Annotated in this window: 32 protein-coding genes; 16 read left to right on the top strand and 16 right to left on the bottom strand. The window is 58.5% G+C overall.

What is annotated here, in order from left to right; genetic code table 11:
• Positions 1–4: 4 nt before the first annotated feature.
• From QWY83_RS07545 to QWY83_RS07585, 9 genes are all read left to right on the top strand, one after another.
• Entirely contained in the window at positions 5–811 is an 807-nt protein-coding gene (locus QWY83_RS07545; protein WP_249945432.1) for a pseudouridine synthase, read from the top strand.
• A gap of 219 nt (positions 812–1030) precedes the next feature.
• Positions 1031–1909 (top strand): 5-bromo-4-chloroindolyl phosphate hydrolysis family protein, encoded by an 879-nt coding sequence (locus tag QWY83_RS07550; protein ID WP_249945431.1) that lies wholly within the window; start codon positions 1031–1033, stop codon positions 1907–1909.
• A gap of 26 nt (positions 1910–1935) precedes the next feature.
• Positions 1936–3126: a toxic anion resistance protein gene (locus QWY83_RS07555; RefSeq protein WP_249945430.1), complete on the top strand. Its 1191-nt coding sequence runs from the start codon at positions 1936–1938 to the stop codon at positions 3124–3126.
• Positions 3127–4074, top strand: a complete 948-nt coding sequence (locus tag QWY83_RS07560; protein WP_249945429.1) for a DUF2927 domain-containing protein — start codon at positions 3127–3129, stop codon at positions 4072–4074.
• 16 nt (positions 4075–4090) lie between these two features.
• The gene (locus QWY83_RS07565) at positions 4091–5200 is read left to right on the top strand and encodes an SPFH domain-containing protein (RefSeq protein WP_249945428.1); all 1110 of its coding nucleotides are present in this window, start codon (positions 4091–4093) and stop codon (positions 5198–5200) included.
• A gap of 107 nt (positions 5201–5307) precedes the next feature.
• On the top strand, positions 5308–6396 hold the full coding sequence (locus tag QWY83_RS07570) for a TFIIB-type zinc ribbon-containing protein (RefSeq protein WP_249945427.1): 1089 nt from the start codon (positions 5308–5310) through the stop codon (positions 6394–6396).
• A gap of 80 nt (positions 6397–6476) precedes the next feature.
• Positions 6477–7394, top strand: a complete 918-nt coding sequence (locus QWY83_RS07575) for a carbohydrate kinase family protein (RefSeq protein ID WP_249945426.1) — start codon at positions 6477–6479, stop codon at positions 7392–7394.
• Positions 7391–7828, top strand: coding sequence for a D-aminoacyl-tRNA deacylase (gene dtd / locus QWY83_RS07580; RefSeq protein WP_249945425.1), 438 nt, complete (start codon positions 7391–7393; stop codon positions 7826–7828). The genes QWY83_RS07575 and dtd overlap by 4 nt, the downstream gene beginning before the upstream one ends.
• Before the next feature lie 218 nt (positions 7829–8046).
• Positions 8047–9099 carry an aspartate-semialdehyde dehydrogenase gene (locus QWY83_RS07585; RefSeq protein ID WP_249945424.1) on the top strand — a complete coding sequence of 351 codons (1053 nt, stop codon included), beginning with the start codon at positions 8047–8049 and terminating at the stop codon, positions 9097–9099.
• Positions 9100–9110: 11 nt separating this feature from the next.
• Here QWY83_RS07585 and QWY83_RS07590 read toward each other — a convergent pair whose 3' ends face one another.
• The 3 genes from QWY83_RS07590 to QWY83_RS07600 are packed head-to-tail and all read right to left on the bottom strand — an operon-like array spanning position 9111 to position 11115.
• The gene (locus QWY83_RS07590) at positions 9111–9893 is read right to left on the bottom strand and encodes a metal ABC transporter permease (protein WP_249945423.1); all 783 of its coding nucleotides are present in this window, start codon (positions 9891–9893) and stop codon (positions 9111–9113) included.
• Entirely contained in the window at positions 9893–10639 is a 747-nt protein-coding gene (locus tag QWY83_RS07595; RefSeq protein ID WP_249945422.1) for an ATP-binding cassette domain-containing protein, read from the bottom strand. The genes QWY83_RS07590 and QWY83_RS07595 overlap by 1 nt, the downstream gene beginning before the upstream one ends.
• Positions 10636–11115: a helix-turn-helix domain-containing protein gene (locus QWY83_RS07600; protein WP_249945421.1), complete on the bottom strand. Its 480-nt coding sequence runs from the start codon at positions 11113–11115 to the stop codon at positions 10636–10638. Before QWY83_RS07600 ends, QWY83_RS07595 begins: the two co-directional genes overlap by 4 nt.
• A 65-nt stretch (positions 11116–11180) precedes the next feature.
• On the opposite strand from QWY83_RS07600, the gene QWY83_RS07605 reads away from it, so the two are divergent.
• Together QWY83_RS07605 and QWY83_RS07610 are read left to right on the top strand one after the other, a co-directional pair.
• Positions 11181–12068: a zinc ABC transporter substrate-binding protein gene (locus QWY83_RS07605; RefSeq protein ID WP_249945420.1), complete on the top strand. Its 888-nt coding sequence runs from the start codon at positions 11181–11183 to the stop codon at positions 12066–12068.
• 89 nt (positions 12069–12157) lie between these two features.
• On the top strand, positions 12158–12748 hold the full coding sequence (locus QWY83_RS07610; protein WP_105234707.1) for a TetR/AcrR family transcriptional regulator: 591 nt from the start codon (positions 12158–12160) through the stop codon (positions 12746–12748).
• On the opposite strand, the gene QWY83_RS07615 is transcribed toward QWY83_RS07610, so the two are convergent.
• Both QWY83_RS07615 and QWY83_RS07620 read right to left on the bottom strand, forming a co-directional pair.
• Entirely contained in the window at positions 12745–13443 is a 699-nt protein-coding gene (locus QWY83_RS07615) for an HAD family hydrolase (protein ID WP_249945419.1), read from the bottom strand. The two genes, QWY83_RS07610 and QWY83_RS07615, sit on opposite strands and share 4 nt — an antisense overlap.
• A 9-nt stretch (positions 13444–13452) precedes the next feature.
• Positions 13453–13731: a DUF3572 domain-containing protein gene (locus tag QWY83_RS07620; RefSeq protein ID WP_249945418.1), complete on the bottom strand. Its 279-nt coding sequence runs from the start codon at positions 13729–13731 to the stop codon at positions 13453–13455.
• A gap of 77 nt (positions 13732–13808) precedes the next feature.
• On the opposite strand from QWY83_RS07620, the gene QWY83_RS07625 reads away from it, so the two are divergent.
• Positions 13809–15191, top strand: coding sequence for a diguanylate cyclase (locus tag QWY83_RS07625; RefSeq protein WP_249945417.1), 1383 nt, complete (start codon positions 13809–13811; stop codon positions 15189–15191).
• Here the strand turns inward: QWY83_RS07625 and QWY83_RS07630 are convergent.
• The 4 genes from QWY83_RS07630 to QWY83_RS07645 all read right to left on the bottom strand — a co-directional run bounded on the left by QWY83_RS07630 (position 15188) and on the right by QWY83_RS07645 (position 17237).
• Positions 15188–15664, bottom strand: a complete 477-nt coding sequence (locus QWY83_RS07630; protein ID WP_249945416.1) for a periplasmic heavy metal sensor — start codon at positions 15662–15664, stop codon at positions 15188–15190. The two genes, QWY83_RS07625 and QWY83_RS07630, sit on opposite strands and share 4 nt — an antisense overlap.
• A gap of 2 nt (positions 15665–15666) precedes the next feature.
• A complete protein-coding gene (locus tag QWY83_RS07635) occupies positions 15667–16032 on the bottom strand; it encodes a hypothetical protein (RefSeq protein ID WP_249945415.1) in 366 nt (121 codons plus the stop codon).
• Positions 16022–16612: an RNA polymerase sigma factor gene (locus QWY83_RS07640; protein WP_249945414.1), complete on the bottom strand. Its 591-nt coding sequence runs from the start codon at positions 16610–16612 to the stop codon at positions 16022–16024. The genes QWY83_RS07635 and QWY83_RS07640 overlap by 11 nt, the downstream gene beginning before the upstream one ends.
• 82 nt (positions 16613–16694) lie before the next feature.
• Positions 16695–17237, bottom strand: coding sequence for an EF-hand domain-containing protein (locus QWY83_RS07645; protein ID WP_249945413.1), 543 nt, complete (start codon positions 17235–17237; stop codon positions 16695–16697).
• 202 nt (positions 17238–17439) lie between these two features.
• Between QWY83_RS07645 and QWY83_RS07650 the strand changes: the two genes are divergently transcribed.
• Both QWY83_RS07650 and QWY83_RS07655 read left to right on the top strand, forming a co-directional pair.
• Positions 17440–17829, top strand: a complete 390-nt coding sequence (locus QWY83_RS07650) for a DUF983 domain-containing protein (protein WP_105234699.1) — start codon at positions 17440–17442, stop codon at positions 17827–17829.
• 17 nt (positions 17830–17846) lie between these two features.
• Positions 17847–18533 carry an NUDIX hydrolase gene (locus QWY83_RS07655; protein WP_249945412.1) on the top strand — a complete coding sequence of 229 codons (687 nt, stop codon included), beginning with the start codon at positions 17847–17849 and terminating at the stop codon, positions 18531–18533.
• On the opposite strand, the gene QWY83_RS07660 is transcribed toward QWY83_RS07655, so the two are convergent.
• From QWY83_RS07660 to QWY83_RS07670, 3 genes are all read right to left on the bottom strand, one after another.
• Positions 18527–19009 carry a lipocalin family protein gene (locus QWY83_RS07660; RefSeq protein WP_249945411.1) on the bottom strand — a complete coding sequence of 161 codons (483 nt, stop codon included), beginning with the start codon at positions 19007–19009 and terminating at the stop codon, positions 18527–18529. The genes QWY83_RS07655 and QWY83_RS07660 overlap by 7 nt on opposite strands.
• On the bottom strand, positions 19009–20043 hold the full coding sequence (locus QWY83_RS07665; protein WP_249945410.1) for an aldo/keto reductase: 1035 nt from the start codon (positions 20041–20043) through the stop codon (positions 19009–19011). Before QWY83_RS07665 ends, QWY83_RS07660 begins: the two co-directional genes overlap by 1 nt.
• Before the next feature lie 140 nt (positions 20044–20183).
• Positions 20184–20642, bottom strand: a complete 459-nt coding sequence (locus QWY83_RS07670) for an outer membrane beta-barrel protein (protein WP_249945409.1) — start codon at positions 20640–20642, stop codon at positions 20184–20186.
• A gap of 137 nt (positions 20643–20779) precedes the next feature.
• Here QWY83_RS07670 and metG point away from each other — a divergent pair, with 137 nt between their 5' ends.
• Positions 20780–22492 carry a methionine--tRNA ligase gene (metG, locus tag QWY83_RS07675; RefSeq protein ID WP_249945408.1) on the top strand — a complete coding sequence of 571 codons (1713 nt, stop codon included), beginning with the start codon at positions 20780–20782 and terminating at the stop codon, positions 22490–22492.
• Between the two features lie 28 nt (positions 22493–22520).
• Here the strand turns inward: metG and ruvB are convergent, their stop codons facing one another.
• Genes ruvB through ruvC form a run of 3 tightly spaced genes read right to left on the bottom strand, consistent with a single transcriptional unit; the run spans position 22521 to position 24700 of the window.
• Entirely contained in the window at positions 22521–23537 is a 1017-nt protein-coding gene (gene ruvB, locus QWY83_RS07680) for a Holliday junction branch migration DNA helicase RuvB (protein WP_105234693.1), read from the bottom strand.
• Between the two features lie 3 nt (positions 23538–23540).
• Positions 23541–24194, bottom strand: a complete 654-nt coding sequence (ruvA, locus tag QWY83_RS07685) for a Holliday junction branch migration protein RuvA (RefSeq protein ID WP_249945407.1) — start codon at positions 24192–24194, stop codon at positions 23541–23543.
• On the bottom strand, positions 24191–24700 hold the full coding sequence (gene ruvC / locus QWY83_RS07690) for a crossover junction endodeoxyribonuclease RuvC (RefSeq protein ID WP_249945406.1): 510 nt from the start codon (positions 24698–24700) through the stop codon (positions 24191–24193). The genes ruvA and ruvC overlap by 4 nt, the downstream gene beginning before the upstream one ends.
• A gap of 316 nt (positions 24701–25016) precedes the next feature.
• Between ruvC and QWY83_RS07695 the strand changes: the two genes are divergently transcribed.
• Complete coding sequence (locus tag QWY83_RS07695) at positions 25017–25226, top strand: DUF1127 domain-containing protein (protein WP_105234691.1); 210 nt, start codon at positions 25017–25019, stop codon at positions 25224–25226.
• An 83-nt stretch (positions 25227–25309) separates the two neighbouring features.
• On the opposite strand, the gene QWY83_RS07700 is transcribed toward QWY83_RS07695, so the two are convergent.
• Positions 25310–25675, bottom strand: coding sequence for a hypothetical protein (locus tag QWY83_RS07700; RefSeq protein ID WP_249945405.1), 366 nt, complete (start codon positions 25673–25675; stop codon positions 25310–25312).
• Positions 25676–25681: the final 6 nt, after the last annotated feature.

Below are 25681 nucleotides of genomic sequence, written 5' to 3' on the forward strand. Positions count from 1 at the left end.
AGGTATGAGCACGCAAACACCGGACGGCGACCGCATCGCCAAAGTTCTTTCTCGCGCAGGCGTCGCATCCCGACGCGAAGCCGAACGTATGATCGCGGAAGGCCGCGTAAAGGTGAACGGGGTCGTCATCGACAGCCCCGCCCTAAACGTGAGCAGTAGTGACCGCATCATCGTGGACGGCAAACCCGTGTCGGAACCCGAACCCGCGCGTCTGTGGCTCTATCACAAGCCCGCTGGTCTTGTGACGACAGAACGTGATGAGAAAGGCCGCGATACGGTCTTTGGTGCGCTCCCCGAAGACATGCCGCGCGTGATGAGCGTGGGACGCCTCGACTTGAACTCCGAAGGATTGCTTCTTCTGACCAACGACGGGGAACTGAAACGCAAGCTGGAATTGCCCGCCACGGGCTGGCTGCGCCGCTACCGCGTCCGCGTCAAAGGCGATGGGTCGAAAATCGACATCGACGCGCTGCGCCGTGGTATCACCGTGGACGGCGTGAAATACGCGCCAATGGAAGTGGGCTTTGACCGTCAGCAAGGCGCGAACGCGTGGTACACCATCGCGCTACGCGAAGGCAAAAACCGCGAAATCCGTAAGGCGATGATGGCCGTCAACGCCACCGTGAACCGCCTGCTCCGCGTCTCCTACGGTCCGTTCCAATTGGGCAACCTCAAAGCCGGCGAAGTCGAAGAAGTCAAACGCCGCGTTCTTCGGGATCAGATGGGCTGGGACAACGACCAAAACCCGACCGAGACGCCGAAACCAAAACCCGTGCGCAACCGCAAACCACGTCCGCCACGCAAACCATAACATTCAAGGCCTTGCTACCGACAGTTGCAGGGTCCATGTTACGTATTGGGAACTTGGGGGCTACCACAGGCGCAGCGTCATGCGGATGTTGCGTTAAGGGGCTAAACCTCCTGATTACGTGTGGAAGGTTTTGATGCCCAAATCTGTTAAGAACATCGCGTTCGCGCTTTTGATCATGCTGCTCTTCGGCACAACCTTTGGCTGGATCGGAGGTCTGTGATGGCGCAGAAATACGGCGGCAAAAACAGCCCACAATCGCAACAGTCCCCCTCTGCCCCCGCAGCCCCTGATCATCGGGTCAAAGACGCGGCGGGTGCGCGTGCGAATGTTCTCTTTATCCCTGCGGCCATGCTCGGTTTTGTGTCGATCCGCGAAGGGGCGACCTTGATGATCGTAGGCCTCTCGGCTGCCGCTCTCATGTTGCTCGGCGCGTGGCTCACCCGTGAAGGGCTCCGCGCGGAGGCCGCTTATAACGCCCGCGCCATTGCCCGCCGCCCTGCTCTACCTCGTAAAATTATCGGGTCGGTTCTGATCGGGGTCGCGGTGGCCTTGGCGTCGATCCGCAGCGGATCGCCTGTCCTGGCCGCACCTGCCTTTGGGATCGTGGCGACAGCGCTCTACCTCGTCGCTTTTGGCCTCGATCCGCTTAAAAACAAACGTATGGAAGGCATTGATGACTTCCAGCAGGATCGCGTCGCCCGTGTCGTAGATGACGCCGAAGATTACCTCGCCGCGATGGCTGACCACATTTCCACGCTTAAGGATCGTGCCTTGGACGGTCGGATTGCGACATTCCAATCTATCGCCCGCCGCATGATCCGCACCGTCGAAGAAGACCCCCGCGACCTCACAGGTGCCCGCAAATATCTGGGCGTCTATCTGATGGGAGCACGCGATGCTTCGGCCAAGTTTGCAGACCTTTACAAGAGAACGGGCGATCAGAGCGCCCGCGCAGATTACGAACAGTTGCTCATCGACCTCGAACAGAATTTTGCGGCTCGCACCGACAAGATGCTGACCGACGATCGCAGCGATATGGATATTGAAATCAAAGTGTTGCGCGACAGACTGCAACGCGAAGGCGTAAAGCCGCTTTAATAAAGTCAATGTGACGGAGAACCATTATGTCCCAAGATATTCGCACCAAAGCCGAGGCCAGCTTGGCCAATGTTGAAAAAGTAACTGCCGTTGTTCTGGCAGAACCGGGCACAGAGATTGTGGCCTTGGATCAGGCGGACGCGACCATCAGCGCGGAAATCACCAAACGCATTTCCGAACTGGATATGAGCGATACCAACTCCATCGTGCGCTTTGGTTCGTCCGCTCAGGCGGAATTGCAAGAAATCTCGCAGTCGATGCTACAAGGCGTCCGTAACAAGGACGTTGGCCCCGCAGGTGACAGCCTGCGCAACATCGTGACCACGATCCGTGGGTTCTCGGTCTCTGAACTGGATGTGCGCCGCGAACGCACCTTCTGGGAAAAACTGCTGGGCCGCGCCGCGCCGATGGCGAAATTCGCGGCTCGTTTTGAAACCGTGCAGGGCCAGATCGACAAGATCACCGATGATCTGTTGATGCACGAACATACCCTGCTCAAGGACATCGAAAGCCTTGATGTGCTCTACGAGCGTACGCTGACCTTCTACGACGAACTCGCGCTCTATATCTCTGCGGGCGAGGCAAAGCTGAAAGAACTGGACGAGGATACCATTCCCGCCAAAGAAGCCGAAGTTGCCGCAGCCCCCGAAGGTGACGGCGTTATGGTCGCCCAAGAACTCCGCGACCTGCGCTCTGCCCGCGACGATCTGGAACGCCGTGTGCACGACCTGAAACTCACCCGTCAGGTCACGATGCAGTCGCTTCCGTCGATCCGTCTGGTTCAGGAAAACGACAAATCGCTGGTGACAAAGATCAATTCGACTCTCGTGAACACCGTGCCGCTCTGGGAAACCCAATTGGCGCAGGCTGTCACCATCCAACGCTCTGCCGAAGCGGCCAAGGCCGTGCGCGAGGCAAACGATCTGACCAACGAACTTTTGACCGCAAACGCCGACAACCTGCGTCAAGCGAACAAAGTCGTTCGAGAAGAAATGGAACGCGGCGTGTTCGATATCGAAGCGGTCAAAAAGGCCAACGCAACCCTTATCGCGACAATCAACGAAAGCCTCGAGATTGCCGACGAAGGCAAGCGTAAACGTGCCGAAGCAGAGGTTGAACTGCAGCGTATGGAGTCCGAACTCAAAGAGACCCTTGCCAGCGCCAAGGCACGCGGCAATGCTACTGGGTATAACATCGGCACTTCGACAGGCGCATAAATGAACGGATGGGGACGGCGATTTTCTATGGCAGCGGCTGGGCTTATGCTCGCTGCATGTGTGGACATGCCGTCCCCACCTCCGACAATTGCACCGCCTGAACCCGTAGCCCCTTCGCCAGAGGCGGAGTTGGACGGCCCATCGCAGCAGAGCCAACTGTTGTCGCTCTACTATCAGCGCCTCGAACGAAATGCGCTGGCCCAAGGGTTGATGCGGACGGATGACGGGCACGTTGACGCGCCCTTTACCGACACACAACTGACCGCGAATTTCATCCGCATTGCGCTGTTTGATGAATACACGACCAGTGGCGGCTCGCTTCGGGCACGTGCCACGTCGTCGGCCCTGCGGCGCTGGGATCAACCGATCCAGATGAACGTGCAGTTTGGCGCAAACGTGCCGTCTGACATCATCGCGTCCGACCGTCGTTATATCGCGTCCTTTGCATCGCGGCTGGCCTCCATCACGGGCCTACGCATCAATCAAGTCAGCAACGGCGGCAATTTCCACGTCCTGATCCTGAACGAAGATGACCGACTCGCGGCGGGTCCCCTGATCCGCAGCTTGATCCCGTCGATCGACGACAGTTCGCTGCGCTATGCGGTGAACCTGCCACGCGATCAGTTATGCGTCGTGATTGGCACCTTCAAACCCGACGGCCACACCTACCAAAGCGCGGTTGCGATCATTCGCGCCGAACATCCTGAATTGATGCGACAGTCATGCTATCACGAGGAACTGTCGCAGGGGCTTGGCCTTGCCAACGATAGCCCGCGTGCGCGCCCGTCGATTTTCAATGATGACGACGAATTCGCGCTGCTCACCCGACACGACGAACTTTTATTGAAGATACTTTACGATCCGCGCCTCAGCACTGGCATGACCGAAGCCGAGGCCACACCCATCGTCCGCCAGATCGCAGCAGAGCTGGTCGGCGGACCTGTGTAATTGAAAGGAGCCTCTTATGGGCATTTTGGATTTTCTGTCCGGTCAATTCATCGACGTTATTCATTGGACCGACGACACCCGCGACACGATGGTTTGGCGGTTTGAACGTGAAGGCCACGAAATCAAATACGGTGCGAAACTGACCGTTCGCGAAGGTCAGGCCGCGGTGTTCATTCATGAAGGGCAACTGGCGGATGTGTTCCAGCCTGGTCTCTACATGCTTGAAACGAACAACATGCCGATCATGACCTCGCTCCAGCATTGGGACCACGGGTTCAAATCCCCGTTCAAGAGCGAGATTTACTACATCAACACCACCCGTTTTTCGGACCTCAAATGGGGCACGAAGAACCCGATCATGCTGCGCGACCCTGAATTCGGCCCGACCCGCATTCGCGCCTTTGGCACCTATACGATCAAGGTGTCTGATCCTGCGAAATTCATGACCGAAATCGTCGGCACCGACGGCGAATTCACCATGGATGAGATCAGCTTCCAAATCCGCAACATCATTGTCCAAGAGTTCAGCCGTGCGATCGCATCGTCGGGGATCCCTGTTCTGGATATGGCCGCCAACACCGCCGATGTCGCGGCCTTGGTGAACAAGGCCATCGCACCAACCATCGCGGCCTATGGTCTAGAAATCCCAGAGTTCTACATTGAAAACATCAGCCTGCCAGAGGCGGTAGAGGCAGCGCTCGATGCCCGCACGAGCCGTGGGATCGCTGGTAATCTGGACGACCACATGAAATGGCGCGCAGCAGAGGCGATGGGCAATCCAACCTCTGGTGCTGGTTCGGCTATGGCAACGGGTATGGGCGCTGGTATGGGCATGGCCATGGGTCAGGCGATGACAGGTCCGTGGGGCGCTGTTCCACAAACTGCACCGCAGGTCGCCCCTGTTGCGCCTCCGCCGCCACCCGTCGAAAAGGTCTGGCACATCGCGGACAAAGGCGAAACCAAAGGCCCGTTTTCAAAGGCATCGCTGGGCCGCATGGCTGGTGACGGCGCACTGACTCGCGAAACACTGGTCTGGACCGCTGGTCAGGACGGCTGGAAACCTGCGGGCGATACAGAGCTCGCACTTTTGTTCACCGTCGCACCGCCCCCGCCGCCGCTGCCGTAATCACTGAACCCTAGCACAGGCTGCGTCCGTCTTTGGTTTCACACTCAGAGGCGGACTCGTTCCTCCTTTTCCATCGCGCTCGTGGCAGAACAGCCCAAGGATTTCGAATGACTGTTCAAGAACACCGTTTTCCCTGCGAACAATGCGGCGCTGACCTGCGGTTTGACCCAGTTCAGAACAAATTGGTCTGCGATTTTTGTGGGCATAGCGAGGCAGTGGAAAAGGGCGACTATGCGGGGACGGCGATAAAAGAGTTGGATTTTGAACAGGCGATCCGCCATCAACTCCCCCAAGCTGAAATCGAAGAAACCCGTGTTAGCACCTGCCCCAACTGCGGGGCGCAGGTGGAAATTCACGAAAAAGATCACGCTGTTGAATGCCCGTTCTGTGCGACGCCTGTGGTGACGGACACGGGCACCCATCGTCACATCAAACCCAAGGCGTTGTTGCCGTTCGGGCTCGATGAAAAGCAAGCGCGCGATGCGATGACGAAATGGTTGGGCCAGTTGTGGTTTGCGCCGAACGGATTGCAGGAATATGCCCGCAAGGGCCGCAAGCTCAACGGCATCTACGTCCCATACTGGACCTATGACGCGGATACAAAGTCGAGCTACACAGGCGAACGGGGTGACGATTATTATACCACCCATCGCGTCGTTCGGAACGGGAAATCCCAGACCGTGCGTCAGCGCCACACCAAATGGCGGCGTGCCTCTGGGCGCGTGGCGCGGTTCTTTGACGATGTGCTGGTGCTTGCCTCTAAATCGCTGCCGAAACGCTATACCGACGGGCTTCAGCCGTGGAACCTGTCCGAGCTTCAGCCCTATTCGCCCGATTTCCTGGCAGGGTTTCGCGCAGAGGGCTATCAGATCAGCCTTGAGGACGGCTACACCGAAGCCCGCGCCTATATGGATGCGATGATCCTGCGGGATGTCAAATTCGATATCGGTGGCGATCGCCAGAAGGTGCATAGCATCAACACCACGATCAGCGATGTCACCTTCAAACACATCCTGCTGCCCGTCTGGCTCGCAGCCTATAAATATCGCGGGAAAACCTATCGGTTTGTGGTGAACGGTCAGACGGGCAAGGTGCAGGGCGAACGCCCCTACTCTGCTTGGAAAATCGCCTTTGCTTCGATCATAGGTCTGATTGTCGCGGCAGGCGTGGGATACATTGTAGCGCAGAACAAGTAAGTTTAATCAGATGACTTGACTAATTGGTGTTTTAGCGGCACCCAGAGGTCTACTGTTAACGCTACCAGATGAGGCCCGAAATGATCCTGTGCTGCGGTGAAGCCCTGATTGATATGTTGCCCCGCACCTCGACCGAGGGTGAGGCATGCTATGCTCCCTACGCGGGTGGTGCTGTGTTTAACACCGCGATTGCGCTGGGTCGTTTGGGTGCAGAGACGGGTTTCTACTCTGGCATCGCGCAGGATATGATGGGCGATCTGCTCACCGAAACGCTCGTTAATTCAAAGGTCGACACCTCGGCTGTTGTCTATTTGGACCGCCCCTCGACCGTAGCCTTTATCAAACTGGTTGATGGTCAGGCGACCTATGCGTTCTACGATGAGAACACCGCAGGCCGCATGTTGTCCAAGGACGATTTGCCGACCGAGGTCGCAGCCGACACCCTGTTCTTTGGCGGCATCTCGCTGCCCGTCGATCCCTGCGGCGCAACTTACGAGGCGCTCTGCCATCGTGAGGCCGCAAACAAGGTCATCATGATCGACCCGAACATCCGACCGGGCTTTATCCGTGATGAGGCCACCTACCGCGCACGGATTGAAGGCATGCTGGCCGTGGCCGACATCATCAAAGTGTCCGACGAAGACCTCACATGGCTCTTTGGCGAAGGCGACATGATGGATCACGCCCGCAAGCTGATCAGCAACGGGGCAAAACTCGTTTGCATCACCGAAGGGGCCAAAGGTTCTTACGGTATCACCGCTGAGAACGTCGTATTTGTCGAAGCGCAGAAAGCGACCGTTGTGGATACTGTAGGTGCAGGTGACACGTTCAACGCGGGCGTTCTGGCGTCCCTTCAGTCGGCAGGCAAACTGACCAAAGCTGCCGTCGCTGAACTGGACGAGGACACAATCCGCACCGCCCTATCGCTGGGCAACCGTGCCGCCGCCGTGACCGTCAGCCGCGCTGGTGCTAACCCACCGTGGAGCAACGAACTGTGAGAGCCCTCGTCCAACGCGTATCCGAAGCATCTGTCAAAATAGACGGCGAAACCGTCGGCGAAATTGGCCATGGGATGCTCGTTCTTGTTTGCGCGATGGACGGTGACACAGACGAAAAGCCAACCAAATTGGCAGCAAAACTGTCCAAGATGCGCATCTTCAAAGATGACGAAGGCAAGATGAACAAATCACTGGTTGATGTGGGCGGTAGCGCCCTCATCGTCAGCCAGTTCACCCTCTCTGCCGATACCTCGCGCGGAAACCGCCCCGGATTTTCGACCGCCGCCCGCCCCAACGAAGGCGAACGCCTTTATGAGATGTTCAAAGACGAGGTCGCGAAACTCGGTATCCCGACGGCCTGCGGTCGCTTTGGTGCGGACATGAAAGTGTCGCTGATCAACGACGGCCCAGTGACGATCTGGACCGAGGTTTAACAAAACCATTGCGCGAAATGGGGAATCGCTGCTAACCAGCGTCCCATGTCGATCCTGATGAAGAAAACCATGACCAAGATGACCACCGCTCTGGCGGGGGACGTTTTTGCATGGTCTGATCGGATCTAAGCAAAACAAACCCCGCCGGAGACGGATGGGGTTTCAGCGACACAGCCAAAGCGTTCCCAATCCGCCTCCTCTGAAAAAAGAGTGAGACTATGAACGTGCATGTTGAACCACCCTACGCCGCCCCAGTCGTCGCCATTGTTGGCGCAACGGGTGCTGTTGGCATCGAATTGATCCGCAGTCTAGAGAGCCGTGGATTTCCCCTATCCTCCCTGCGTTTGCTGGCCTCTGCCCGTTCGGCGGGTCAGCGCATCGCCTTTCGCGGCAACGACCTGATCGTCGAAGAACTGACCGAGCAGAGCTTTGCTGGCTGCGATATTGTGTTCTTTTCCGCAGGGGCGACGATCTCGCGCCGCTTTGCGCCGATTGCGGTGCGCGCGGGCGCTGTGGTGATCGACAATTCGTCGGCATTCCGCATGGACCCAACCGTTCCACTGATCGTGCCAGAGGCCAATGGACGCGCGCTCACCCCACATGCGGGCATCATCGCGAACCCCAACTGCGTTGCGGCGATCGCCACGGTTGCCCTCGCCCCGCTTCAACGCTGCTGGTCAATCTCGCGCCTCAACATCGTGACCTATCAATCCGCTTCAGGCGCTGGTGCCGCCGCGATGGAGGAACTGCGTGATGCGACCGCCGCAGCCCTAAACGGCGAGGCCCATTCCCCGACCGTCCTGCCGCATCCCTACGCCTTTAACCTCTTTAGTCATAACGCCGAGATCGATCCCGAAACGGGTTACAATGGCGAAGAACTGAAAGTCGTTGAGGAAACCCGCCGCATCCTCGCCCATCCGCGTCTGCCTATCGGGATCACCTGCGTGCGCGTGCCTGTCCTTCGCGCCCATTCGCTCGCGATTTCGGTGCGGTTTGATCAGTATGTGTCGCCTGAATCGGTGCGTGCGCAGTTGGAAAACGCTGCGGGTGTTCGGCTTGTTGATAACCGTGACGCGAACCATTTCCCGATGCCGTCCGAAGCCTCAGGGATTGAAGACGTTCTGGTCGGCCGTATTCGCACGGACCTCGGTGATCCGACAGGTCAGACCATCGCGATGTTCGTATCGGGCGATCAACTGCTCAAAGGGGCTGCGCTGAACGCTGTGCAGATCGCGGAAACGCTGCTCACTCAGACTGCTAAAGCGGCCTGAGATGAATAAGGTCACGCACGGCGGCGCAACAGGCTCAGCACGAACAGAGCCGCCGCCGTGCAGACAATTGAAGGGCCCGCTTGGGTGTCTAGGGTAAACGACAGCCCCACCCCGCCAAGCGCCGCAACGATCCCACAGACAACCGCGATGACCGCCATCGCTTCGGGTGTGCGGGACAGGTTACGGGCCGCAGCGGCAGGAATGATGAGGAGCGCGGTGATCAAGAGCGCGCCGACGACCTTGATCGACACGGCCACAACGCCTGCGAGCAGGAGCGTCAGGATAAGCTGCTCACGACGTGGATCGATGCCCGCCGCATAGGCCAGATCGGGCGACACCGTTGCCGTCAACATCCGCGACCAGCGCCACGCGAGGACGCCCACGACCACAGCCGCGCCGCCCCAGATCACTGCCAAATCCGTTTTGCTCACCGTCAGAACATCGCCGAACAAATATGTGTCCAGATCAACCCGCGCCGAGGGCACCAGTGCCACCGCCAAAAGGCCGAGCGCTAGCGCTCCGTGAGACAAGACGCCCAGCACCGTATCAGCGGCAAACCCGCGCCCCGTCAGCGCCCATAGGCCGACCGCCATCAGCACCGCCACAACGCCCACGCTGCCCAAGATCGACACTTGAAAGCCCAGCGCAATCGCCACACCCAGAACCGCCGCGTGTGCGGTCGCATCGCCGAAATAGGCCATCCGCCGCCAGACGACGAACGACCCGAGGAAGCCCGCCGCAATCGCCGTTCCAACGCCCGCGAGGGCCGCACGCATGATGAAATCGCTGAGCATCAGTGTGCGTCCTCGTGATGGCAATGGGGATGATCGTGGTCATGCCCGTGATCGTGATCATGGCGATAAAGCGCGAGCGCCCCTTTGGTTCCCGTGCCGAACAACTGGCGATATTCGGGGGCAGCCGAAACGACCTCTGGCGTGCCTTCGCAACAGACGTGACCGTTGAGGCAAATCACACGGTCCGAAGCGCTCATCACAACGTGAAGCTCGTGGCTCACCATCAGAACCGCACAGCCGAGGCTATCGCGCAGGTCTTCGATCAATTGGTAGAACGCCGCCGACCCCGGTTGATCAAGGCCCTGCGTCGCCTCATCCAGCATCAGGATATCAGGGGACGACAGGATCGCCCGTGCCAAAAGAACACGCTGAAACTGCCCACCTGACAATCCGTCCAATGGGCGTGTGCCGATCCCCACAACGCCCGTTCGCGTCAATGCGGCTTCGGCCTCGGCATCCGTGACCCGCGTCGGCAGGTCCAAGAACCGCCGCACCGTCATCGGCATCGTCGCGTCCACATGCAGTTTTTGCGGCACATATCCGATCTTTAGCCCTGCCTTGCGCACCACCTGTCCAGAGGTCGGCTGCAACGCCCCAATGAGCGTGCGCAGAAGCGTCGATTTCCCCGATCCGTTGGGACCGACAATGGTGACGATCTCGCCTTTCTGGATAGCAAAGCTGACGTTGTGCAAAACCGTCGCCGCACCATGGCGGACGTGGATGTTCTGTGCGGTCAAAAGGCTCATGCGTGGTCCTCTTGGCATGCGGGGCACAGGCCCTCGGCCTCGATCACGGTCTGTTCGATGCTAAAACCGCTGTCCCCAATCGCATCCGATAGCACGGACGGCGCGGTTTCGGCTTCGGCGACCTTGTGACAAGCGCGGCAAATCATGAACGCGGGATCGTGGGTCGCACCAGGATGTGTGCAGGCGACAAAGGCGTTAAGCCGTTCGATCCGATGCGCAAACCCCTGTTCGACCAGAAACCCAAGCGCGCGGTACGCCACGGGGGGCTTAGACCCCAACCCTTCGGTCGTGAGCCGCGCGAGGACATCATAGGCCCCCAACGCGCGATGGGATTCGAGCAATATTTCCAGAACCCGACGACGCACAGGCGTGAACTGCGCCCCGCGTTCTGCACAGGCGTTTTCAGCCGCCTGAAGCGCCGAATGGATACAACTGGTATGATCGTGCGGCGCAAAACCGCTGATTTTATGGGGCATGGCATCTTGTTATGTTATAACATCACCAGTATATCGACGCCGACCTGCAACCACAAGAGGCCCCGATGTCGATTCGTCTAGCTACCGCACTCACCCTCGCCGCTACATCCCTACAGGCGGAGCCGCTTCGCATTGTGACGGATACAGCGCCGATACAGTCGATGGTTCAGGCCGTCGTGGGGGATCTGGCGGAGGTCGAGGTTCTGCTCCCTGCGGGTGCTAGCCCGCATGACTACGCGATGCGCCCGTCGGATGCGATTGCGTTGGAAAATGCGGATGTTGTGGTCTGGGTCGGGCATGGCCTCACCCCTTTCCTTGAGGACCCGATTGAGACACTCGCCAAGGACGCCACGGTCGTTGAATTGTTGGACACCGAAGGTTGGCTTCCGATTGAACTCGACCACCACGACGATGACCACGATGAACATGACCATGGCGCCGTTGATCCTCACGCGTGGCTCGCCCCTGATGTGCAGAGCGCATGGGTCATGACGCTGGCTAATACGCTCGGCCAATTAGACCCTTCCAACGCAGCCACCTACCAGTTTAATGCAGCCACACAGACCACGGCGATCATCGACACCCAATCCGCCGTTGAGGAAGTGCTCGCCGATGTGCGTGGCGGTCAGTTCGTCGTGTCGCATGATGCGCTCGGTTATTTCGAACGGGCCTTCGACATGCCTGCCGCGGGCGCGATCACGATCAGCGATGCCTCTGCACCAGGGGCTGCGCATATCATTGAACTCCGCCAGATCATGCAGGATTTGGACGTGACGTGTATCCTCGTTGACCCGCAAACCTCTCCGAAATGGGCGCAGGTCGTGGCCGAGGGAACAGGAGCCAAGGTCGCGATGGTCGACCCCCAAGGTGCGGCCCTCCCCGATGGTCCGATCCGCTCCACTGGGATCATGCTGGATATTGCGACGGTGCTTGCGGACTGCCTCAAAGAATAGGCGCCAGAGCATTCGTATGCTCATAAGCAAGTTGGTCACCTTTTTGCCGTATTGCTCGATACACCCGAGCATGAGGCAAAGAGGCACCAATGGACGAACCCAAACAGAACGACCGCCGTATTCAGATCGAAACGGCAGCCTATGGTTTGTTGTCGCTCAAAGGCTACAAGGCGACCTCCATGCTCGAAGTTGCCAAACGCGCGAAGGCGTCGAACGAAACGCTCTATAAGTGGTATGGCAACAAACAGGGTCTCTTCCTGTCGATGGTTGAACGCAGCGTGGCCGCGTCCCGCGAACTGCTCGTTTCCAGCCTCGAAGGGGATCAGGACCTTGCTGCGATCCTCGATACCTTTGGACCTCAGCTGCTGCAGATGTTGACGAGCCAACGCACGATTGTGCTCAACCGTGCTGCGGCGGGCGATGTGCATGACACGGGTATGCTGGGCCGCACGATTACCGAAGGTGGACGCGATGCGATCCTTCCGATCCTCGCCCAGGTATTCGACCTTTCAGAGCCTAAGGGCATGACAGGGTATGAAGCCGCAGAACTCTACCTCGACATCTTGATCAGTGACCTGCAAATCCGCCGCGTGATCGGTGTTCTGCCGATGCTGTCAGAGACAGACGTCAAAGCGCGCTCTGACCGCGCCCGCGATATCGTCCTGAAACTGATCGCTTAACCCTGCGCTGCGATCCACGCGGGCAGTTCAGCAATCGACGGTAAGACCACGTCGGCATGGGGTGCGAGTTCGGGCGCCTCTGCAAGTCCCGTGAGCACTGCCACCCTGCGCATTCCTGCCGCCCGTCCCGCATGAAGGTCATGGGTGCTGTCCCCCACCATCACGCAAGCCTCAGGCGCAAGCCCCGTCGCATCGCAAAAAGCGATCAACTGACCCGCTGCAGGTTTCCCACCAAAGCCACTATCGTAGCCCGCGATAAAGTCGAACCGATCCACGACATTCGACGCAGCTAGGTGCGCGCGTGCAGGTGCCTCGGAATCGTTCGTCGCTACGCCGAGCTTTAGGCCCATACCGCGCAACCCATCCAGATAATCGGCTAAAGGTGCCGCTTCGACCTGCGGTGCTGTGGCGGCGCGGGCATTCATGCGGGCGATCAGCTCAGCTTTGGGCTGCGGCGGCAGATACGGCATAATCGCATCGGCAACCTCTGAGGCGGTGCTCGCAATCACAATGCTGTCTTTGCGGAACCTACGGTTCGCAACGTCGTAGCCCATCACATTCGCAAGGTCTGCTAAACGCGCAGGATCGTCGCCCACTTCTTCGGTCAAAAGACCAAGCGTCCACGCCCCCCACGTCGCATTGAAATCATAGAGCGTGCCGTCTTTGTCAAAGACGACGCCTTTGATGGCAATCATGGCTGTTCCTCAGGTCCAGTGGACGTTTTCAGCGCCAGGCAGTGCGTATCGCGCCTGAAGCGGGGTTTCGTAGGACAACTCCAGCGCATCACACATCTGCACGACCCATTCATCATCCATGGTCAGAAAATCGAGAACCGAGGCGAGAAACGCAGGTTCCGTGGCCTGCGTGCGGATGTCATCAATCGACGCCCCCGTTGCGCCCAAAAACACAGGACACAGGTCATCATTTGCGGCCAACCAGCCAAGGGCCCGAAGGGCGATTGTCTCTGCCTGTTCACGGTTCATTTGGAATTCCAACGTCTGTGCAAGAGTTTCTTAACCATTTTCGCCGCATCCTTAACCCACAGCCGTGGAGAACCAGAATGGCGGGACGAATCCTCATCATCGATACAGTTGCCACGAACCGCATCGTGCTCAAGGTCAAACTGGCCTCGGCGCAATATCAGGTGACACCCTGTGCCAATGTTGCAGAGGCCCGTGAGGCGATGAACGAGGGTGGCTTTGACCTCTGCCTGATCGAGATGACCCAATTGCCCCCTGCCCTGCGGGAATTTTGTCAGGATTTGCGGGACACGGCGGACACCCGTCATGTCCCGATCATTGCCACGGGGTATTTCGATAGCCCGTCCCAACGGCTCGACGCGTTGATCTGCGGGGCGGATGACGTGCTGGAAAAACCGATGTCGGATCAGATGCTTTTGGCCCGTATCCGCAGCCTATTGCGGGCTCGTGCAGCGGACGACGAATTGCGGCTGCGTGATGATACCAGTCGCGCGTTGGGCTTTGCCGAAGCGACGGAGGTTTTCGTGGCGGCGGGCGCTGTGACCCTGATCGCGGCCCAGCCAGACCAGTCAGCGACACTCTGCCGTGACCTAGGCGCGGCCCTCGCAGCATCGGTTCATCAGAAAACGCCCGAAGATGTGCTCATGGCCCAAGGCAAGGTGCCCGACCTCTTTATCATCGACGCACGTGGGTTCGACCCTGACACCGATGATCGGCAACTGTTCCGCCTCATTGCTGATTTGCGGAGCCGCACTGACACGCGCCATGCCGCCCAACTCCTGATCACCCCCAACGCGGGGAGCGACCTCTCCCCCATGGCGCTCGACATTGGCGCGAATGATGTGGTGCCGTCTCACGCGAGTGCCGCCGAAATCGGCCTAAGGGCCCGTAAGCTCATTCGGCGCAAGCAACGGATGGCGCAATTGCGGGATACGGTTCAGACAGGGCTAAAGGCCGCGGTGACCGATCCCCTCACTGGGCTCTACAACCGCCGCTACGCGATCCCGCACCTTCGCGCCATGGCGGAGCGTTCAAAATCCACGGGGCGCAGTTTCGCGGTTATGGCGCTCGACATTGATCATTTTAAGCTCGTAAACGACAGCTTTGGCCATAGCGCTGGGGATCGGGTCATTGCGGGCGTGGCTGACATTCTACGCGATAACTTGCGTAGCGTGGATCTGGTCGCACGGATCGGCGGCGAAGAGTTCCTGATCGCCCTTCCCGACACGCCCGTCGATCAAGCCCGCAAAATGGCAGAGCGCATCCGCGACATCGTGCAGAACACGCCCCTATCGATTGGTGCTGGAAAAATGCCCGTGGGGGTTACGCTGTCGATCGGCGTTGCCTTGGGCATGGGGGACGACGGTGATGTGACCGACGTCATCGAACGCGCAGATGCGGCCCTCTATGACAGCAAATCATCAGGCCGCAATGCGGTGACACTGGCACGAACAGCGGCCTAGCGGCGGTCACCGCCATGTCTCAATTCGCGCTCTAAACGATCCGCAAATCGTGCTCGTTCGTCGCTATCCATCGCGGTGATCCGATTGAGCAGTGCCTGCTGACCTGCCTCCATCGCGTTGCTGGCACGGGCGCGCTGTTCGGCAAACATCGTTTCAATCGCGGCAGGGTCAAAGTCGTCGGCGCGAACAGCCGCCAAGAACCCCTCCATCGCGGCGATGCGGTCCTCGTAGCGGGGCGGACGAATGTCGTGGCGTCCGCGTAGTTCGGAACGGATGGCACGACGGTCGTCATCGCCCAAAGCATTCGCGAACGGCCCAATTGTCATATCGAACCCGCCGAACGGCCCCGGCGCGCGGCCTTTCATAATGCCGCCAGCCACGACGCCGATGATCATCACGTTGAGCGCAAGCGAGGCGATCAGCAAGATCCGCAGACCCGGACGCATCCGGCTCTTTGGTGTATCGGTGGTCATAGTTAACCCTCCAATCCGAGAATATCTTCGGAGGCGAATAGCGATACATCAACGCTATCGGCCCAAATTACATCTGTCACAGAGCTAAGGCTCGCTGGCAGGGAAATCCCGATCCACAAGCCCGCCGCCGCCGCAGCCGCCAGACCAGAGGCCCCAGCCCATCCGCCCAGCGCCGCCCAAAGCGAGGCCAAGAGCGAACGGCGTTCCTCTGTCGGCAAAGTGACCTGTTCAAACCCATCGGCCACGTCGTCAATGTCGGCAAAGAGACGCGCCATGAAATCATCGTGCGGATCGGGGTCAGCCGTCCGCGCCGAGGCGAACAGATCATCGAGTTCAAGATCGGTCAGGTCAGTCCGTTTATCGGTCATCATCAAACCCCAATTCCGCTTTGCGCCCAGCGAGTATCGCTGCAAGGGCGCGTTTTCCACGAGACGTCAGGCTCTCTACGGCCTCAACGCTTATTTCCATGATCTCGGCAATCTCAGGATTACCAAGCCCTTCGAGGTGACGCAAAGCCACCGCTTGCGCCTGTCGGTCAGGCAAGGACGCCAAGGCATCCGTCAGCGCCTTTTGGCGCGCATCATCTTGCATTCGGTCCGTGACGCTGGGCGTCGGGTCCTCGGGTTCTGCGATCTGATCGATCCCGACATTGCGTTTGCGCCGCCGCAATCTGTCAGTGCAGAGGTTTGCCACAACTCGGTAGAGCCAAGTAGACACCTGCGCCTCACCCTGCCGCCACTCTGGTGCGATTTTCCACAAACGCATAAGCGCGTCTTGGACCACGTCCTCGGCCTCGGCACGGTCGGTCAACATGCGGTATGCCTGCCCCAAGGCACGGGGCGTCAATCGGATCGCCAACAGGCGTGCCGCCGCGCGGTCACCATTGGCGAAAGCCACCAAAAGCGCTCCGTCTGGCGCGCCATCATATTGATCAAAGGCCATATCCATTAACCGTCAAGGGTATCTGGTCTTTTTGAGTGCTGCAATCAGTGGCCCACCTGTTTGGCAGGCCACGAAGCTATTCTAGCGATTAGTGGCTTTGGCGACCGAAGAACCCACCGCGTTCGTGATCACCGTGGCCTTCGCCACCACGCTGCATCCGCTGAGCCATCTGGGCCTGCGCGGTTTGGAATTCTTCGGCCGTCACTGTGCCATCCGCATCCGCGTCGAGACGTGCGAACATCATCGCCAGACCCTGACCGTTTTTCGGCTGAAGCTCCTCCGCCGAAAGAAGGCCGTCACCATCTGTGTCACGCTCTGCGATCATCATCTGGGCGCGGTTCGCAGCCATCTGCTCCATCTGGGCGGTGACCATTGCGGCAACTTCGTCTTGGCTCAGGGTGCCAGAACCATCGGTATCCGCTTCGGCGAACTTCGCGGCTGGCATCGCTTGCAGTTCTTCCAAGGTCAGCACGCCGTCACCATCAGTATCGAGCGATGCGAAATCCATCGGCGCCTGCATCATACGGCCACCCATTCGACCGGCATCGTCGCCACGACCAAAGCCTGCAGCCGAAACAGAAGTCGCAGCAAGACCAGCAACAACTGCCGCAATGATAAGTTTGGTTTTCATTTTGGTATTCCTTTTCGAGGTTTCTCCCCAAGGCCCTCAACTGCCTGGGTTGACCTTAATACGGGGCAGCTTGGACTTTCCGTCGCAGATTTTTTCGGCACGCCTCAGAGGCCCTTTGCGACATCGGGCCGCAAGGACCGATTGCCCTCTTTATTTTTTACGACGAAAAGATCAGGAAGGGGTCTACGCCAAGGAGAGCTGCATGACTCAACACGTCGAAGCCATCATCGAAGAACGCGACACCAAGACAGCGGTGCTGCGTGGTTTGCGTCGCAAGTGTCCCTCTTGTGGCGAAGGACATATGTTTGTGGGCTACCTCAAGGTTGCAGACCAATGCCCTGTCTGCCGTGAAGAGCTTTCGCATCACCGCGCTGACGATGGCCCCGCCTATCTGACCATCCTGATCGTTGGTCACCTGATGGGTATCCTGATGCATGTGATCTTTATTCAATTCCGCCCCGAACCTCTGGTCATGGCAACTGGATTTACGGTTGGCTGTGTGGCGCTGTCGCTCTATCTTCTTCCGAGGTTCAAGGGCTTCATTGTCGCGATGCAATGGGCGAAACGCATGCATGGGTTCGGCAACGCCTGATCCCGAAAGGGAACACGATGGACAAATCCGCACTTCGCAACGCTGCAACAATCATCGTTATCCGTGATCGTTTGACCAATCCCGCTGTCCTTATGGGCCAGCGCGGATCCTCTGCGGCGTTCATGCCAGACAAGTTCGTTTTCCCCGGTGGCGCGATTGATCCGAACGATGGGCTGGTGCCGATGGCTGCGGACTTGTCAGAGCCAACACAGTCCCGCCTGAACGAAGACAGCGACCTCACCGCCACCACGATCATCGCCGCAGCAATCCGCGAATTGTGGGAGGAAACGGGCCAGATCATCGGGACCAAGGGCGACTGGCCCGACGCCCCCCAAGGCTGGCGTGGCTTTGCCGCTGCGGGCTATCTACCTGATCCATCTGGTCTAGAATTCGTCTTCCGAGCCGTCACACCCGAAGGTCGCCCTCGTCGCTTTGACGCGCGGTTCTTGCTCGTCGATGCAGAACGGCTCGCCACGGACCCCGACGATTTCTCTGGGGCTGAGGACGAATTACGCCACCTGCAATGGGTGCCGCTAGATCAAGCGCGCAGCTTTGACCTGCCCTTTATCACAGAGGTCGTTTTGGCCGAGATCGCAAAAAACCTGCACAACTCTGGCGCGCCCGACCTCGTTCCGTTTTTCCGCAACGATGATGAGGCCCATCTGGTCACGCGACTGGGCGGGAAATCCCCGTTCGATCAGTAACGCTGCAGATAGTCCGTCTTATATCCGTTGAAGTCGAGCATCGTGACCGCAGCGCGATAGCGATCCGCGCTGATCGTGTCCCGCGCAAGGATCGCGCCCATTGATCCGTCAGGTGTGCCGACAACGGCGGCTTGACCATCTTCGGCCAACCAGAGCACCCACATCGGATCAGCATCCACTGTGTATCGCCCCTGCCCCAGATACCGCGCAGGGCCACCCGCATAGGCATTCCCGCCCGAACAGCCCGTGAGGATCATAGTGCGATCAACGGAAAGAACGGGATCACAATCGGGGGTATCGGCATTGGGAAACCCAGCAACGACACGCCAGTTCCCTTCAAACGCAGCGGGATCAAACACCGCCCGCGAGGCTATCGGAACATTGCGGTCCCGATAACTGGTGATAGTTTCTGGCCCTGCCTTTGCACAGGCAATCAGGCTCGCACAGAGGACGGACAGGGCCAGAAGGGATTTCATCAGTAGGGCATCGGGTGCTGGCGGTGAACCGCGTCGATCTCTTTCATCACCTCATCCGAGAGCGATACCTGATCGCCCGCGAGAAGATGCGCCAACTGCTCTGCCGTCGTCGCACCAAAGATGGCCGAGATCGGGAATGGACGGCGGCGTTGCCATGCCATCGCCATGTGCACTGGATCGATACCATGTTTGGCCGCCAGATCGAGGTAGGCTTGGGTCGCGGCAAAGGCACGGTCGGTCTTGCGTCCACCCAGATCACCGTTGAGCGACAGACGGGACCCTTCGGGCACAGCGCCGTTCTGGTATTTGCCTGTGAGCAGACCCGCGGCCAAAGGCGAATAGGACAACAGCGTGATGTCTTCGTGCACGGAAAGTTCCGCCATGTCGGTGTCATAGAGGCGGCACAAAAGCGAATATTCGTTCTGCATCGTCGCCATGCGCGGCAGGCCATGTTTTTCAGCCAAAGCCAGCCACTTCATCGTGCCCCAAGCGGATTCATTCGACAGACCAATCGCCCGCATTTTGCCAGCTTTCATCGCACGATCCGCCGCTTCGAGCGTTTCAATCATGTTAGCTTCGACCTTTGCGGTGTCCTGTTTAGATGGATCAAAGCCCCAGTTCTGACGGAAGTGGTAGCTACCACGGTTCGGCCAATGCAATTGATAGAGGTCGATGTAATCCGTCTGCAGGCGCGACAGCGTTACATCGAGCGCCTCTTCGAACGATTTTCCATTATACCCACCGGGGCGGAACCCACTGTCACCGCAAATCTTAGAGGCAACGACAACTTCGCTACGACGACCTGTCGCCGCAAACCAATTGCCCAGAACCTTTTCGGAATCGCCCATCGTCTCTTTCAAGACGGGGTTCACCGGATACATCTCTGCAACGTCAAAGAAATTGATACCCGCCTCAAGCGCCATATCCATCTGGCGAAACGCGTCGTCTTGGTCTGTTTGGCGGCTATAGGTCATCGTGCCGAGGCACCAATCAGAAACTTCGATACCCGTCCGGCCGAGTTGCAGCATGTTCATGTGGTAAATCCCGCGTAGAAAATTGTTAGCGCAACCCTAACCGTCCCGCCCGTCGACGCAACCCCTCGGGCGCCGCCAGCACTCTGCGTGAGTGCACAGAAAAAGGGCGCCCTGTTGGGCGCCCTTTGGATCGGTTTGGATTAAAACGCGTAGGTCGTGCCGACGCGGATGTTGGTCACATCAGACTGACCGCTGTCCATCATGTCGCGGATGACTTCGACGCGCAGATCGGTCTTTGCGCCAATTTCGTAGTCGAGGCCGAGGCCAAAGTTTAGGCCATCCGCACTACCGCCACTGTCGAGGTCATAGTTGGTGTAGCCCAGACCACCCATCAGAGCGATCACGCCCGTGTCATGACGCGCCATCGCACGCAGACGCAGCGCACCGTAGTCGCCATCATTGGTCAGGCTGTAGTCGACTTCGGGGCCGAACGTGACAGCGCCAGCGCCGAAACGCATACCGCCCAGAACGGTGATACCAAGGCTCGCGTCGCCCGAATGGGGGTTCGCATAATCAAAGGCGCCGCCAGCATAAATGTCTTGTGCCGAGGCAAATGCACCTGCGCAGCAGAGGGCTGCAGAGAGGAGGAGGGTTTTCATTGGGTTGTTCCCGATTTTAATGAACTGCTCTGACGCGAATAATACGCTAACCTTAGATCATAAGGAAGAGTCCTTAGGCGCTGGCGTCCCGCACGATGCCCCGCTAAAAGGCGGATAACTGCGCATAGGATAGAACAATGGCAAGACACCTGATCACCTCGGCAATTCCCTATATTAACGGGATCAAACACCTTGGAAACCTCGTGGGTTCGCAGCTCCCCGCTGACCTCTTTGCCCGCTACCAGCGTGGTCGCGGTAACGAAGTGTTGTTTCTGTGTTCGACCGATGAACACGGCACCCCTGCCGAACTCGCAGCAGCCAAAGCTGGCAAGCCCGTGGCCGAGTATTGCGCAGAGATGCATGAGGTTCAGGCCCGCATCGCCGAAGGGTTCCGCCTGTCATTCGATCACTTTGGTCGGTCATCAAGCGAACAGAACCACGCACTGACCCAGCATTTCGCGGCGAAACTGGCGGAAAACGATCTGATCCGCGAAGTGTCCGAGACCCAGATGTACAGCCACGCCGATGGCCGCTACCTGCCTGACCGTTATATCGAAGGCACCTGCCCGAACTGCGGTTTCGACAGCGCACGCGGCGACCAGTGTGACAACTGCACCAAACAGCTCGACCCTGTTGACCTGATCAACCCGCATTCGACCATCTCTGGCTCGACCGATCTGGAAATGCGCGAAACCAAACACCTCTATCTGCGCCAAACCGCGATGAAGGATCAGTTGGACGCGTGGATCGACAGCAAAAAAGACTGGCCCGTTCTGACGACCTCTATCGCGAAAAAATGGCTGCACGACGGTGACGGCCTTCAGGACCGCGGCATCACGCGTGACCTCGACTGGGGAGTTCCCGTGAAAAAGGGCGGCGAAGATTGGCCGGGCATGGAAGGCAAAGTCTTCTACGTTTGGTTCGACGCCCCCATTGAATACATAGCCTGTTCGCAGGAGTGGGTCGACGCGGGCAAAGGCGCGGATTGGGAACGCTGGTGGCGCACCGACAAAGGCGCAGAAGACGTGACCTACACCCAGTTCATGGGCAAAGATAACGTGCCGTTCCACACCCTGTCGTTCCCATCGACCATCCTTGGTTCGGGCGAACCATGGAAGCTCGTCGATTACATCAAATCGTTCAACTACCTGAACTATGATGGCGGCCAATTCTCGACCTCGCGCGGTCGTGGCGTGTTCATGGATCAGGCGCTGGAAATCCTGCCTGCGGACTACTGGCGTTGGTGGCTCTTGTCGCACGCCCCTGAATCGTCGGACTCTGAATTCACGTGGGAGAACTTCCAACAGTCGGTGAACAAAGACCTCGCCGACGTTCTGGGCAACTTTGTCAGCCGCATCACCAAATTCTGCCGTTCCAAATTCGGCGAAGAAGTCCCTGCTGGCGGCGCATTTGGCGAAAAAGAAGCGGTGGTTATCGCGGCTTTGACCGAACGCCTAAAGGCCTATGAGGGCTTTATGGATGCAATCGAAGTCCGCAAAGCTGCGAGTGAATTGCGTGCGATCTGGGTGATCGGCAACGAATACCTGCAAGACGCAGCCCCGTGGTCGACCTTTAAGGAAGACCCAGAAACCGCTGCCGCGCAGGTTCGGTTCGGTCTGAACTTGATCCGTTTCTACGCGATCCTGTCCGCACCGTTCATCCCTGATGCCTCTGATGCGATGCTCGCCGCAATGAAATCTGACGACAGCGCATGGCCTGACGATGTGGCCGCAGCACTGAATGCCCTGCCTGCTGGTCACGGCTTTGCCGTTCCCGAAAACCTCTTCCGCAAAATCACGGATGAGGAACGCGAAGAGTGGCAAGAACGCTTTGCTGGCGTCCGCACCTAGTAGAAAGCCCGCCAAACGGCGGGCTTTTTCAATCGAACATGTCGTGTTGGCTGCGTGGGGCTTCTAGCCCCAGATGCCGCCACGCGCTCTGCGTGAGCATCCGACCGCGTGGGGTCCGTTGAATGAGGCCCTGCTGCAAGAGGTAAGGCTCAATCACCTCTTCCAGTGCATCACGGCTTTCAGACAGAGCGGCAGAGAGGGTTTCGATACCGACAGGCCCGCCACCATAGCTTTCAGCCATCAGGCGCATATACCGACGGTCCGCGCCATCAAGGCCGAGCGTATCCACCCCAAGACGGTTCAATGCACGATCCGCAATTTGACGGGTGACACGGCCATTCCCTTCGACCACGGCAAAGTCGACGACACGGCGCAACAGACGGCCTGCAATTCGCGGTGTGCCACGGGCACGTTTCGCGATCTCATGCGCCCCATCATCATCCGCAGGCGCACCCAGCAGCCGCGCCCCACGGGTGACGATCTGGTGCAACTCTTCAACGTTATAGAACTGCAACCGCGTCGGGATGCCGAAACGGTCGCGCAGCGGGGTGGTCAGCAGCCCCAAACGGGTCGTGGCCCCTACAAGCGTAAAGGGCTGGAGTTCGATCCGAACAGTCCGCGCCGCTGGCCCCTCACCGATCACGAGGTCCAGTTCATAGTCCTCCATCGCGGGATAGAGCACTTCTTCGACCGCGGGGTTCATGCGGTGAATTTCGTCGATAAACAGAACGTCCCGCGCCTCAAGGTTGGTGAGGATCGCCGCCAGGTCCCCCGCCTTGGCCAAGACAGGACCAGAGGTCATGCGGAAATTCACGCCCAACTCACGCGCCATGATCTGGGCGAGCGTCGTTTTACCCAGCCCCGGAGGGCCGTGGAACAATGTGTGGTCCATCGCCTCGCCCCGCATTTTCGCGGATTCAATGAACACACGCAGGTTCGCCCGCGCATCGGCCTGACCGATAAATTCATCTAGCCCCTGCGGACGCAGCGCGCGGTCGTTGTCAGAGGGTTTGCGATCCGGCGTTAGTTCTTCGGTGCGGTCCATCGGTTAGCCTTTCGGGGCTAGGAGTTTCAGCGCCGCACGGATGAGCTGGCTGGTATCGAGGTCGGGCGTGTCATTCAGCGCCTGCGCCACAGCGCCCGCCGCGTCAGAGGGCGAATACCCGAGGTTCTGCAAGGCCGATAGCGCCTCTGGCTGGGCGCTAGACGCTTTGGGCGGGGCGGCGCGGGGTTTCGGTGCGGGTTCAGCCTCGATCACATCGTCCGAAACGGTGGCCTCTGTGCCCGTCATTGCCATAACACTCGGCGCTTTGCCTTTGAGTTCCAGAATGGCTTTTTGTGCGGTTTTTGGACCGACACCCTTGGCGCGGGCAATCGCGGACCAATCTTCTAGCGCAATCGCGCGGCTCACTCCTTCGGGGCCAAGCGTGCCAAGGATAGCAAGCGACGCCTTTGGTCCGATGCCCTGAACGCCCGTTAGCAGACGATGCCATTCCTTTTCCACCAAGGTCGAAAAGCCGAACAACTGCATCAAATCCTCGCGGACGAGAAGATCAGTGTAAAGGGCCACGGCCTGACCAATCGGAGGGATCGTCGCCATCACGCGGTCGGAGCAATAGACGATGTAGCCGACACCGCGCACGTCGATCAGAACATGATCCAGACCTTTGTAGTCCACGATCCCCGAAATCTTTCCAATCATACGCCAGCCTTTGCGATAGCGCGGGACAGATGGCCCGCTGATTGACAATGATGTGCATGACAAATGGCAATCGCCAAGGCGTCCGCCGCATCCGCGCCCGCGATTTTTACGCCGGGCAATTGCAGCCGCACCATATGGTCGATCTGTTTCTTATCCGCGTGCCCGACCCCAACCACCGCCTTTTTCACGGCGTTGGGCAGATATTCCCCAACGCGCAGCCCAGCCTGAGCAGGAACCAACAGCGCGATCCCCCGCGCCTGCCCCAGTTTCAAGGTGGCAACCGCGTCCTTGTTAACAAAGGTCTGTTCGACCGCTGCGGCATCAGGCTGATAACTCGCGAAAACCTCGGTCAGTTGGGAATAGAGCGACAACAGGCGGTCCGACAAATCCGCAGCGCCATCCGATTTACAGACCCCATTGGCGACATGCGAAAGACGCGAGCCAGAGACATCAATGATTCCCCACCCCATGTTTCGCAGCCCCGGATCGATGCCGATGACGCGCATGCCTGTTCCTTTTTGTATGCTCTTTCGGTCACAAGTAGCACAAAAAGAGAACAAACGCCAAGTCGCAATATTAAGCAGATTTTCATGCCGCACCTGCGAAGGGCGCAAAAACGACCCTAAAACGACACTTCAAATTTCGGTCGCGACGAAATTAGGAGCTTAAAAACAAGGCTGTTTGTCTAAGAATAAGGCATTCCAAAAACGCATAAGAACTATGCAAAACCGACTATAGCTTTTGAATTTTTCCGCAACTACATGGCGATCACCAAGACAACATCGCTGCACTGCGGCGACCCGACCCATGAAGGACAAAGCTATGGCTATGGTTGACACCACCACCGCGTACACACCGCGTCTGGCCTATCAGGCCGTTTCGTTCGTCTACAACGTGATCACCAGCATTCAGCTCTGGAACGAATCTCGCAAGACCGTGAGCGTTCTGGAGAAACTGACCGATCGTGAATTGAATGACATCGGTCTGAACCGCGGCGACATCTACAACTTCGCTCGCACTGGGTCGTTCTAATCCGCCCCAACTAGACGCGTCATTGACGATACGACAAAGGCCACCCGAGAGGTGGCCTTTTGCGTTTTCCGGTGCTGCAACGATTATCGCATCATCAACACGTTGGTGACCCCACGATCAATTTGGACCGCCAATGTGCGGCTGACAACGTCTGCCTGCATGAGCCACGCACCAGCACGGTCGAGCATCGTTCCAGCACGCATTGCATCAATGCGTTGATTGTAAGCCATCTCACCAAGGTAAAGCAGAACGATGACCTTGAACGCGATCAGCGCGACCACCATCGTGAACAGCCCCTTGAACGGGATGCGGGGCGCACAGCGTCGGGCACGCGCTACGATCAGCCCATCATCTTGGACCACATGGTCGACGCCATTGGCCATACGAACCTGATAGGTCCGCTCTAATTGTTTTAGACGTGCATCGAACGTCGCTTTGTTATCAGCCATAGGATT

Origin of the sequence: Marivivens donghaensis, from assembly GCF_030410045.1 — a bacterium.
GTDB classification, from domain to species: domain Bacteria; phylum Pseudomonadota; class Alphaproteobacteria; order Rhodobacterales; family Rhodobacteraceae; genus Marivivens; species Marivivens donghaensis.

Coding starts and splice junctions, on each gene's coding strand:
- QWY83_RS07670 (WP_249945409.1), bottom strand. CDS start 20,642: ATGAAAACCCTCCTCCTCTCTGCAGCCCTCTGCTGCGCAGGTGCATTT.
- QWY83_RS07660 (WP_249945411.1), bottom strand. CDS start 19,009: ATGAAATCCCTTCTGGCCCTGTCCGTCCTCTGTGCGAGCCTGATTGCC.
- QWY83_RS07630 (WP_249945416.1), bottom strand. CDS start 15,664: ATGACCACCGATACACCAAAGAGCCGGATGCGTCCGGGTCTGCGGATC.
- QWY83_RS07640 (WP_249945414.1), bottom strand. CDS start 16,612: ATGGATATGGCCTTTGATCAATATGATGGCGCGCCAGACGGAGCGCTT.
- ruvC (WP_249945406.1), bottom strand. CDS start 24,700: ATGCGCGTCATCGGCATCGATCCGGGGCTGCGAAACATGGGGTGGGGA.
- ruvA (WP_249945407.1), bottom strand. CDS start 24,194: ATGATTGGAAAGATTTCGGGGATCGTGGACTACAAAGGTCTGGATCAT.
- ruvB (WP_105234693.1), bottom strand. CDS start 23,537: ATGGACCGCACCGAAGAACTAACGCCGGATCGCAAACCCTCTGACAAC.
- QWY83_RS07555 (WP_249945430.1), top strand. CDS start 1,936: ATGTCCCAAGATATTCGCACCAAAGCCGAGGCCAGCTTGGCCAATGTT.
- QWY83_RS07545 (WP_249945432.1), top strand. CDS start 5: ATGAGCACGCAAACACCGGACGGCGACCGCATCGCCAAAGTTCTTTCT.
- QWY83_RS07655 (WP_249945412.1), top strand. CDS start 17,847: ATGGACAAATCCGCACTTCGCAACGCTGCAACAATCATCGTTATCCGT.
- QWY83_RS07550 (WP_249945431.1), top strand. CDS start 1,031: ATGGCGCAGAAATACGGCGGCAAAAACAGCCCACAATCGCAACAGTCC.
- QWY83_RS07615 (WP_249945419.1), bottom strand. CDS start 13,443: ATGATTGCCATCAAAGGCGTCGTCTTTGACAAAGACGGCACGCTCTAT.
- QWY83_RS07565 (WP_249945428.1), top strand. CDS start 4,091: ATGGGCATTTTGGATTTTCTGTCCGGTCAATTCATCGACGTTATTCAT.
- QWY83_RS07650 (WP_105234699.1), top strand. CDS start 17,440: ATGACTCAACACGTCGAAGCCATCATCGAAGAACGCGACACCAAGACA.
- QWY83_RS07610 (WP_105234707.1), top strand. CDS start 12,158: ATGGACGAACCCAAACAGAACGACCGCCGTATTCAGATCGAAACGGCA.
- QWY83_RS07695 (WP_105234691.1), top strand. CDS start 25,017: ATGGCTATGGTTGACACCACCACCGCGTACACACCGCGTCTGGCCTAT.
- QWY83_RS07620 (WP_249945418.1), bottom strand. CDS start 13,731: ATGAACCGTGAACAGGCAGAGACAATCGCCCTTCGGGCCCTTGGCTGG.
- QWY83_RS07560 (WP_249945429.1), top strand. CDS start 3,127: ATGAACGGATGGGGACGGCGATTTTCTATGGCAGCGGCTGGGCTTATG.
- QWY83_RS07625 (WP_249945417.1), top strand. CDS start 13,809: ATGGCGGGACGAATCCTCATCATCGATACAGTTGCCACGAACCGCATC.
- QWY83_RS07665 (WP_249945410.1), bottom strand. CDS start 20,043: ATGAACATGCTGCAACTCGGCCGGACGGGTATCGAAGTTTCTGATTGG.
- QWY83_RS07590 (WP_249945423.1), bottom strand. CDS start 9,893: ATGCTCAGCGATTTCATCATGCGTGCGGCCCTCGCGGGCGTTGGAACG.
- metG (WP_249945408.1), top strand. CDS start 20,780: ATGGCAAGACACCTGATCACCTCGGCAATTCCCTATATTAACGGGATC.
- QWY83_RS07570 (WP_249945427.1), top strand. CDS start 5,308: ATGACTGTTCAAGAACACCGTTTTCCCTGCGAACAATGCGGCGCTGAC.
- QWY83_RS07575 (WP_249945426.1), top strand. CDS start 6,477: ATGATCCTGTGCTGCGGTGAAGCCCTGATTGATATGTTGCCCCGCACC.
- QWY83_RS07600 (WP_249945421.1), bottom strand. CDS start 11,115: ATGCCCCATAAAATCAGCGGTTTTGCGCCGCACGATCATACCAGTTGT.
- QWY83_RS07605 (WP_249945420.1), top strand. CDS start 11,181: ATGTCGATTCGTCTAGCTACCGCACTCACCCTCGCCGCTACATCCCTA.
- QWY83_RS07585 (WP_249945424.1), top strand. CDS start 8,047: ATGAACGTGCATGTTGAACCACCCTACGCCGCCCCAGTCGTCGCCATT.
- QWY83_RS07595 (WP_249945422.1), bottom strand. CDS start 10,639: ATGAGCCTTTTGACCGCACAGAACATCCACGTCCGCCATGGTGCGGCG.
- QWY83_RS07645 (WP_249945413.1), bottom strand. CDS start 17,237: ATGAAAACCAAACTTATCATTGCGGCAGTTGTTGCTGGTCTTGCTGCG.
- QWY83_RS07700 (WP_249945405.1), bottom strand. CDS start 25,675: ATGGCTGATAACAAAGCGACGTTCGATGCACGTCTAAAACAATTAGAG.
- QWY83_RS07635 (WP_249945415.1), bottom strand. CDS start 16,032: ATGACCGATAAACGGACTGACCTGACCGATCTTGAACTCGATGATCTG.